The sequence below is a fragment of the Lysinibacillus sp. AR18-8 genome (assembly GCF_001705465.1).
GTDB lineage: Bacteria > Bacillota > Bacilli > Bacillales_A > Planococcaceae > Lysinibacillus > Lysinibacillus capsici.
Map to the genome: position 1 here is coordinate 1 of NZ_MDGU01000040.1, position 8,992 is coordinate 8,992.

An 8,992-nucleotide genomic window follows, 5' to 3' on the forward strand; every position below is an offset into this window, starting at 1 on the left:
TTGAGTATCGAAAAGCTTCGTAAAAAAGTTTATATTTTTGGGGTCAGATCACTAAATCCCCTAGGAGTGACACTGGCTCCACTCCAATCAACCATTCTGTAAAAGTGGCTTTTCCTTATCTTTCATACAGTCGTTGTGAACAAAATAGCAAATGTATAATTCGAGAAAGGATAGACTCTTATTTTCAATGGGAGAAATGATGATTGACCACACCTCTCCATAAAATGAGTAGTGAACACCTTCAATTAAGCCTTCGCTAAAAAGGTAACATTTTTATGAGGTGGAGTGGATGGATACCTGACTTTCGTGGGATAGCGAGACAGACGATCCTCTGCATGGAGCGGTAATCCATTTTGACCTTTCACAAAAATTGTATGAATGGTTTTGTTTTTCAACACTCTGAGAGGAGCTGTCATTAATAGACAGCTCCTCTCTAATTTAATATTTAAATTTTTGAATGGCTTCATATAAACGTTTTGCCATTTCTGATAGTTTTTCAGTTTGATTGTTCATTACTGCTACCGTCTTCAACTGTTCCGCTGTTGCATCTGTTACCTCATGCACATAATCACTGGCCGCATGTGCAGTAGCCGCCATTTCTTCCATAGACGCGGAAACTTCCTCCGTGTTGGCAGACATTTGTTCAGCTGAAGCATTCATTTCTTCAATTTGACCTGCTATTTCTCCTACTGCTTGAACCATTTCCTCGAAGCGTTCTCCCACTGCCTCAATAGAAGCTAAACCACGCTCAACATTATCTTCACCAGACTCCGCTGCTTTTACTACTTCTAATGTATAAGATTGAACTCTTTCGATGAGCACATTAATTTTAGTAGCTGATTCTGCTGTTTGCTCCGATAGCTTGCGAACTTCTTCTGCTACAACGGCAAAGCCTTTACCAGCATCTCCTGCCCGTGCTGCTTCTATAGAGGCATTCAATGCCAATAAATTTGTTTGATCGGAGATATCGGTAATCATTTTTGAAATTAAGCTAATTTCTTCTGACTCTTTTTCTAGCTTGTGAATAATTGAGAGTTCATCTGTTGTGCCTTGCTGAATCTCATTCATACGTAAAACGGATTGTTGAACTGCATGATTGCTTTCACTAATTTTCTGGGAAATAAAATCTGTATTACAAGCAATTGTGGAGGCAACTTCAGCTACATTTTGTATCCCTATCGCCATTTGTTCCATTGCTGAGGCACTTTCCTCTGCCATCACAGTTTGGCTTTGTGCCCCTCGATCTACTTCACTTATTGCACCAGCAATTTGCTTTGAACGCTTTGTTACTCCATTTACATCTCCCATTAAATCACACGCAGCTTCATTCACTGCCGTTGCTTCTTGACTCACTTTGGCTATCATTTCCCGCATATTATCAGTCATACGATCTAATGCACGTGCCATCGTTCCCATTTCATCAATACGTTTCAAATATTTTTCTGGAATTTCCTGTGTAAAGTCTCCTTCCGATAAGCCCTCACTAATGCGAAGTACATGTCGAAGTGGTCTACTAACAGAGCGAGAAATGGCAAATGAGATGCATAGCCCAAGTATTGAAACTATGATCGTAGTGACAATGAAGTTCGTCTTAAGCTTAGAAAGCCCTGAAAACATCTCATCTTCTAATGCGATAACCCCCATTTTCCAACCATTTTCGAGGGTATGATAGCCCATTAGACTAGTTCCTGTATCTTCCGTTTCAAAAGAAAAATAACCGTTATCATTAGCAATCATTTCTTTAGCAGCCATTGCTCTGCCTGTCTTGATACCTGTTTCGTCTGCTTCCTTAATAGGATTGTATTGCTCCTTCACATACGAATGATTATTATGTCCAATAATTGTTCCGTTAGCATCTAACATAAATGCATAGCCACTGTCTCCAACCTTAATGCCTTCTACAATTTTAGATAGGTAATAGCCGTCAATACGTGCTAATAATAAAGCTTTTTCACCTGTCACTGTGTCAATTGGAGAAACGATTAAAATGACTGGTTCACCTGTTACACGACTAATCGTAATGTCAGACATGACAGACTTACCAGTAAAACCTTCTTTTACGTAATCACGATCCCCTAGATCAGCTGTTGTATCATCCAGATAATGGGCAACTCCATTAGCATTGATAATGCCAAAACCTAAGTAATTTTCATTACTGGCAAGACGTTTCGATAGATACTGCTTCTGCTTTTCAAAGTCCATGCTCCGAACTGCCTCTTGCTCTGCAATGGCTTCCACCTCCACTAGTGTTAATTGGAAGTGTTCTTCTATGTATTGGGACACATCCTCTGCTCTAGATACCAAATTAGATTCCACTTGCTCATTCACAGCTTTTGTACTATTTATCCAAGTAGATAGCCCAAGCGTGCCACATGTTACAAATACAAGAGCTATAATTGCAACAATTAATTTACCACCAATACCTTTTAACCACATTTCTCTTTTTCTCACTTCTTCCATTTTTAGCTATACAATCCGCATATTTTTGCATAACTTCAGAGTAAAGTCACTAAAAGTAGAAGTCAACAAAAGTTTTCCAATATGATTAATAAATGTATAATAATACCATTTACACTACCTTTATAGTGCTAACAATTTTCTACAAAATTTTCAATTCATAGATCCCTCTTGTCATTAAAAAGGAGAGTACACCATGCTAATAGAGGTAATTAAAACATTTTCCAACAAAAATTGATTATAATTCACATTTTTTGCTGATTATTAAAGATAGGATCCGTTTAACACATTTTGAGGGGAGGATTTCCATGAGTTCAGACAAAAATAATGTTTCTCGTCGAGACTTTTTAAAAACTACAGGTATTGCTGCTGGTACATTAGTCGGTGGTGGTTTAATTGGAGGATTAGTTGGTTACAACATCCATGGTAAAGGTACTTCTACCCTAGAGCATGGTGGTCATGAAACAACGAATGAGGCCACAGGCTCACCAAAAGCTAAGATGTTCTTCAGAAATGAAAAAGATTTTAGTATCTTATCAAAGGCCACGGAACGTATCTTCCCAGAGGACGATTTGGGACCAGGAGCTATTGGTTTAGACGTTCCCTATTTTATCGATCATCAACTTGCAGGAAATTATGGAAGTAACTCTAAAGAATATATGCAAGGTCCATTTGATGTTGGTGCCCCAACTCAAGGCTATCAAAGCCGTTTAACGCGAGCGGAAATTTTTAGACAGGGTATTCAAAAAATGGAGGATGAAGCACAAAAGCGTTATAAGAAAAGCTTTAACGATTTAGATGGCAAACAAATGGATGAACTATTAACTGCCTTCCAAAAAGGTGACATAGAAATGGTTGGGGTTACTTCCGCGTTCTTTTTTACATTATTACGAGCAGCTACATTAGAGGGAGCTTATTCTGACCCTATGTATGGAGGAAATCGCAATATGGATGGCTGGCGTATGAAGGGCTTCCCTGGTCACCAGATGGCTTATATTACACAAATAGAAGATGCCAAGTTCCAAAAAATTGAGCCTAATCCATTAGGCAACCACTAAGGGGGGATACAAAATGGCTAAAACATTACCGAGTGTAGACGTTGTAACAGTTGGTGTAGGTTGGACTGGCGGTATTGTCGCTGCTGAATGTGCTAAAGCTGGCTTAAAGGTAGTCGGTTTAGAGCGAGGTCAAAAGCGTGGGACTGAGGATTATTTAAATGTTCATGACGAATACCGTTATGCCATCCGATATGATTTAATGCAAAATCTTTCTAAAGAGACCGTAAGCTTTCGGAATGATCGCAATATGAAGGCATTACCAATGCGTCAGCTTGGCTCCTTCTTACTTGGAGAGGGTCTGGGTGGATCAGGAACACATTGGAATGGAATGACTTATCGATTTTTACCCTATGATTTTCAAATCAAGACATTAACAGATAAACGTTATGGACCAAATAAGCTTGGACCAGATTATCTGATTCAGGATTGGGGATTAACATATGATCAGCTTGAGCCCTATTTCGATAAGTTCGAGAAAACAGCTGGTATTTCGGGTGATGATAAAAATAAATTTAGTGGAAAGCGTTCGAATCCCTATCCAACACCGCCTATGAAAAAAACGCCTATGCTTGCACAATTCGAAAAAGCTGCAACAAACCTGAAGCTAACACCTTATATGGTTCCATCAGCTAATGTATCAGAGGTTTATAAAAATCCAGATGGCGAAACAATCAACGCTTGCCAATATTGTGGTTTTTGTGAACGCTTTGGATGCGAATATGGTGCAAAGTCGTCCGCAGAAATTACTGTTGTCCCTACAGCCCTGAAGACAGGGAATTTTGATTTACGCTTTAATTCCAATGTTGTTGAAATTTTAAAGCAGGGTAACAAGGCTACAGGTGTAAGATATATCGATACTGTTTCGGGAGAAGAATTCATTCAGCCAGCTAATGCTGTTGTATTAACTAGTTATGTCTTTAATAATGCCAAGCTATTAATGGTCTCTGACATTGGTGAAAGATATGACCCTACTACTGGCAAAGGAACACTTGGCAGAAACTATTGCTATCAAATTTTGCCTGGTGCTGCTGGGTTCTTCGAGGAACAATACAATACATTTATGGGTGCAGGTTCGTTAGGCATGTGTATAGACGATTACAATGGGGATAATTTTGACCATAGTGATTTAGATTTTATTCACGGAGGTAATATTGCACTTACACAGACAGGGACGCGACCAATCGGCTCAAATCCAACTCCGCCTGATACGCCTACTTGGGGACCAGAATTTAAAAAGCAATCTATTTATTACTATACACGTTCATTTGGGATTGGTGCGCAAGGAGCATCTATGCCACATAAGGAAAACTATATATCACTGGACCCTACCTATAAAGATGCTTACGGGCTGCCATTAACTCAGTTAACATACAATTTTACTGATCAGGATCGAGCTCTTCATAAATATATCTCTGCACGTGCAGCTGACATTATGAAGGAAATGGGTGCTAAAACAATTGTCCCTAACGCGGAAATTACCGATTACAATATCGTGCCTTACCAAACAACGCATAATACAGGTGGTACGGTGATGAGCTTAACACCAGAACAAGGGGTTGTGAATAATTATTTACAGCACTGGGATGTTGATAACCTTTTCGCAGTAAGTGCAGGCAACTTTGCACACAATAGTGGTTATAATCCAACAGGCACATTAGGGGCACTTGCCTACCGTTGTGCTGAGGGAGTCATCAAATACAGTCAATCAGGTGGTTCATTAGTATAAAAAAATTATTCTAAAGGAGGCAAGACTTATGGGAGGTCTAGGAGCAATTGGAGTACCTGGATTAATTATTATTTTAGTGATTGTATTAATTGTATTTGGCCCAAAAAAATTACCAGAAATCGGTGGAGCGGTTGGCAAAACGTTTGCAGAATTTAAAAAGTCTACTAAGGGACTTATGGATGATGAAGATGATACCGTGAAAAAGGTCGAAAAAAAATCTGATGCTTCGTAGGAGGGTTTCCTATGGATCCATATGAAGACGGGAAAAGAAAATATTTAAGCCCTCTAGATAAACCACAAGCCGAGCCTCCAAAGCCAGTGGAGGCTTTAGTTGAAATACCTACGGTAGCAATTGAAGAGGATCATGTGTCAGATGAACCCCTGATACCTGTTACCTCATTATTGGAGCATCTTAGTGATTTACGTAAGCAAATTATCAAAGGGTTAACGGTTTTTATTTTATTTTTCATTGTTGTCTTTTCTACTATTAATATTTGGTTTCCATTCATAACGCGAGGTCACTCACTCGTTATTTTAGGACCACTAGAAGTAGTTAAATTTTACATGACGATTTCAACAACTTTAGCTTTTGGTCTTGCAATGCCTTTCCTCGTCCACTTTCTTTGGAGCTTTATTAAACCAGGCTTAAAAGAAGAGGAAAGTCGCTTTTTAGGCCTCTATGCACCAATCATGTTAGTTCTATTTTTAGTAGGAGTAGCTTTTGGCTATTTCGTCGTTAACCCACTTAGCTATACATTCTTAGTAAGCATTGGGGCTACCAATTTCGATGTCATGGTATCAGCAAATGAATATATGCACTTTTTAATCATGACGACTGTACCGCTTGGTCTATTATTTGAGTTACCGATTGTTGCCCTATTCTTATCAGCCATTGGTGTACTGACTGCTGAATCCATGAAAAAAATACGAGGCTGGTCTTATATCGCAATGGGCGTAGGCTCCGCTGTTATCACGCCACCAGACTTTATAAGTCAGTTACTCGTATTAATACCGATGATTATTTTATATGAAATAAGTATTTACCTCGTTAAACGTATAGAACGCAAACAAATTGAAAGCACTGCGTAAATTTTACGCAGTGCTTATTTTTTCTTTAGATCCATCACAATAATTTCTGGTAGATTAAAAATACGATATGGTACTGTGCTATTACCCAACCCTCTACTAACTACCATTTTCGTCGCGCCTGCTTCGTAGACACCAGCTGTATACTTTGGGAACAGCCCCTGTCCTGGTGCCACAAGTCCTCCAAGCCCAGGAATACGAACTTGCCCACCATGCGCATGTCCCGAAAATACTAAATTTATGTGATAATTTACATACGTATTAAATAATTCTGGTCTATGTGCTAGTAACAACTTAAACATATCGTCTGGCAAATAGGCCGTTGCAATGTCCAGCATATCTTCTGTTGTTCTACCCATTAACGGATCCTCAATACCAACAATCGCCAAGCGCTCCCCGTCGCGCTCTAACACGGTCGATTCGTTGGCCATAATATGTACCCCTAACGATGACAGCGCCTCATAAATTTCATTCACCTTATTCGTCGCTACCTCATGGTTTCCTAGTACATAATAAACATCCGCTATTTTAACTAGTCCTTCCACTGCTTGTAGGCTTTGTTTTAAATTATAGCGATTACTATCGATCACGTCACCTGTGATAAAAATATAATCAGGCTTTGTATCCTTTACCTTAGCAATCAATTTTTGTTGCTTGTCACCAAAGACAGCGTCATGTAAATCCGAAACTTGTACAATGCGTAGCCCATCAAAGCTGTCAGGCACACTATCTGATTCAAACACATGTTTACTTACGACTAGCCAGTGATTGTTTACGTACAAAAAAATGACTATAAAAACAACAAAGAAGATACCATATAATAATTTTTTCAATCGCAATCGCTCACTTTGTGGCTACTTTTTTCAGAAATAATTCTGACTATCTCATTATAAGCAAAAAACAGAGTGATTGTAAGTATATGCACTTTAAATACACAAAATGCACAAATACACTTAGCTTAAAATTTTTATCATTAGATTATGATACACGCTTTAATCTATTTTTTGTTAACTATTGGCATGCTATACTATGGGTAGAAAGGCATATTTTATTATCCCCTCATAATACATCACGATTTGGGAAATGCATCTCATTTACTAAAGTGCGAGAATACTAATAAACTTAAATCAGTTAAAGGAGAAAAGAATTGCTTTATTGTAGGTAATGATCCAGTTAGATTGGACAATAAATGTGTTTTACATACTAATAAATTACATAATTTACAGAATCGAATAATTTCAGAATCCAGCTTCCATTGCTACAGGCAAGTATAAAATTGATGACGAAAAATTTATTTAGTACAGTTGGGCTACATAATATTCTAAATTTAGATGATAAGAGGTGAAAAAATGTTGAAAGCCATCATAGTAGATGATGAAATTTTAGCAATCAATTTATTAGAAGCCACGTTACATGATAATAGCGATGTTACTATTATCGGAAAATTCGTAAATCCACTAGAAGCTATTGCAAACATCCCTACACTCAAACCTGATATTCTTTTTTTAGATATAGATATGGCCGAAATGAATGGTATTGAATTTGCTAGTAAGATTGCAGACCTTCCTTTTTTAATGGACATTGTATTTGTCACTGCTTATGAACGTTTTGCAATAGAAGCTTTTAATGTACAGGCTGTTGACTATATTTTAAAGCCTATTGAGAAAGAGCGTTTAATGAAGACAATCAAGAGAATATCCATGCGTAGAAAGCAATTTCAAGTTAAAGCTGCTGTACACCACATAGAGGAAGAAGCTCATATAATAGAGGATTTTCACTTTCATGTTCATTCTGGAAGAGTATATATCGGTAACACAGCATTAGCCCTATCTACAAAGGAATTTCAAATTTTTTTCTTTCTAGCACAACGACCAGGACAAATTTTTCCCCCATCAGAGCTGTATAAGCTTATTTGGGCAGAGGAAAGTATCGGGCATACACAGGCATTGAAGGTTCATATTAGTAATTTACGAAAAAAGCTAGAATCCGTTACTGGCCATAGAGCAAAGATTATAACAGTGAGGGGTTCGGGATATAAATTCCTTTTCGAGCCATGAAAAAGAAGGGCACTGCGATTACATTACGAATCGCGTACCCTCTTTTTGGTTATTTTTTTGCGGCTTCTTGAATCTCATAAAATGCCCAATGGTGTTTTGGAACATCTTTAAATAATGGTGTTTGATCTTCAATAAGAACTTGGCGTTCAAACAGTCGATTTAATACCTTCACGGCTTGTGCACGTGTTAACAATCCATCTGGATTGAATGTATCGGCTGTTATTCCTGTCATAATTTCCGCTGCATTGACAGTATCAATTGCTTGCCCTGCCCAATGATGGACACTCACATCTTTGAATACTGCACTTTGTGAGGTTGGTGGACAGAAATCTGCATCAGGACGTTCTACACATTGCTGTTCTATCCAGCGGGCTGCCACTGTAGCCATCTGTGCACGCGTAATCAAGCCGTTTGGATTAAAGTTCGTTGCTGTAACCCCTTTAAACAGACCCTTTTCCTTCGCAAATTCGATTGCATCTTTAGCATCATGTTGGAATGTATCTGTATAGGTTGCCTTTGCTTGCGGTATGGCGTTACCTGTTAATTGACGAGCAAACATACTTGCCATCTGTGCCCTTGTAACAGGAGCATTTGGACGGAAGGTATCA

9 protein-coding genes are annotated in these 8,992 nt (G+C 38.4%); 5 read left to right on the top strand and 4 right to left on the bottom strand.

Translation table 11 applies throughout. The features are described from left to right. Positions 1-245 precede the first annotated feature (245 nt). Together BFM98_RS23715 and BFM98_RS20205 are read right to left on the bottom strand one after the other, a co-directional pair. Positions 246-398, bottom strand: a complete 153-nt coding sequence (locus BFM98_RS23715; RefSeq protein ID WP_254660066.1) for a hypothetical protein — start codon at positions 396-398, stop codon at positions 246-248. A gap of 40 nt (positions 399-438) precedes the next feature. Then, positions 439-2,460, bottom strand: coding sequence for a methyl-accepting chemotaxis protein (locus tag BFM98_RS20205; protein ID WP_254660067.1), 2,022 nt, complete (start codon positions 2,458-2,460; stop codon positions 439-441). Positions 2,461-2,765: 305 nt separating this feature from the next. On the opposite strand from BFM98_RS20205, the gene BFM98_RS20210 reads away from it, so the two are divergent. The 4 genes from BFM98_RS20210 to tatC are packed head-to-tail and all read left to right on the top strand — an operon-like array spanning position 2,766 to position 6,330. Further along, positions 2,766-3,515 (top strand): gluconate 2-dehydrogenase subunit 3 family protein, encoded by a 750-nt coding sequence (locus tag BFM98_RS20210; protein WP_066038276.1) that lies wholly within the window; start codon positions 2,766-2,768, stop codon positions 3,513-3,515. Between the two features lie 13 nt (positions 3,516-3,528). Then, a complete protein-coding gene (locus BFM98_RS20215) occupies positions 3,529-5,241 on the top strand; it encodes a GMC family oxidoreductase (RefSeq protein ID WP_004233912.1) in 1,713 nt (570 codons plus the stop codon). 28 nt (positions 5,242-5,269) lie between these two features. Next, entirely contained in the window at positions 5,270-5,473 is a 204-nt protein-coding gene (gene tatA, locus BFM98_RS20220) for a twin-arginine translocase TatA/TatE family subunit (protein ID WP_048390784.1), read from the top strand. Positions 5,474-5,484: 11 nt separating this feature from the next. Next, positions 5,485-6,330, top strand: a complete 846-nt coding sequence (tatC, locus tag BFM98_RS20225) for a twin-arginine translocase subunit TatC (protein ID WP_048390786.1) — start codon at positions 5,485-5,487, stop codon at positions 6,328-6,330. 14 nt (positions 6,331-6,344) lie between these two features. On the opposite strand, the gene BFM98_RS20230 is transcribed toward tatC, so the two are convergent. Beyond that, a complete protein-coding gene (locus BFM98_RS20230; RefSeq protein WP_054548899.1) occupies positions 6,345-7,160 on the bottom strand; it encodes a metallophosphoesterase in 816 nt (271 codons plus the stop codon). Positions 7,161-7,676: 516 nt separating this feature from the next. On the opposite strand from BFM98_RS20230, the gene BFM98_RS20235 reads away from it, so the two are divergent. Next, complete coding sequence (locus BFM98_RS20235) at positions 7,677-8,384, top strand: response regulator transcription factor (RefSeq protein ID WP_066038277.1); 708 nt, start codon at positions 7,677-7,679, stop codon at positions 8,382-8,384. A gap of 49 nt (positions 8,385-8,433) precedes the next feature. Here BFM98_RS20235 and BFM98_RS20240 read toward each other — a convergent pair. After that, a partial coding sequence (locus BFM98_RS20240; protein WP_139111251.1) for an S-layer homology domain-containing protein occupies positions 8,434-8,992 on the bottom strand: 559 nt, incomplete at its 5' end.

Bases quoted from the DNA above. Each gene is read 5' to 3' on its own strand.
- BFM98_RS20205 (WP_254660067.1), bottom strand. From the start codon at position 2,460: ATGGAAGAAGTGAGAAAAAGAGAAATGTGGTTAAAAGGTATTGGTGGT.
- BFM98_RS20210 (WP_066038276.1), top strand. From the start codon at position 2,766: ATGAGTTCAGACAAAAATAATGTTTCTCGTCGAGACTTTTTAAAAACT.
- BFM98_RS20215 (WP_004233912.1), top strand. From the start codon at position 3,529: ATGGCTAAAACATTACCGAGTGTAGACGTTGTAACAGTTGGTGTAGGT.
- tatA (WP_048390784.1), top strand. From the start codon at position 5,270: ATGGGAGGTCTAGGAGCAATTGGAGTACCTGGATTAATTATTATTTTA.
- tatC (WP_048390786.1), top strand. From the start codon at position 5,485: ATGGATCCATATGAAGACGGGAAAAGAAAATATTTAAGCCCTCTAGAT.
- BFM98_RS20235 (WP_066038277.1), top strand. From the start codon at position 7,677: ATGTTGAAAGCCATCATAGTAGATGATGAAATTTTAGCAATCAATTTA.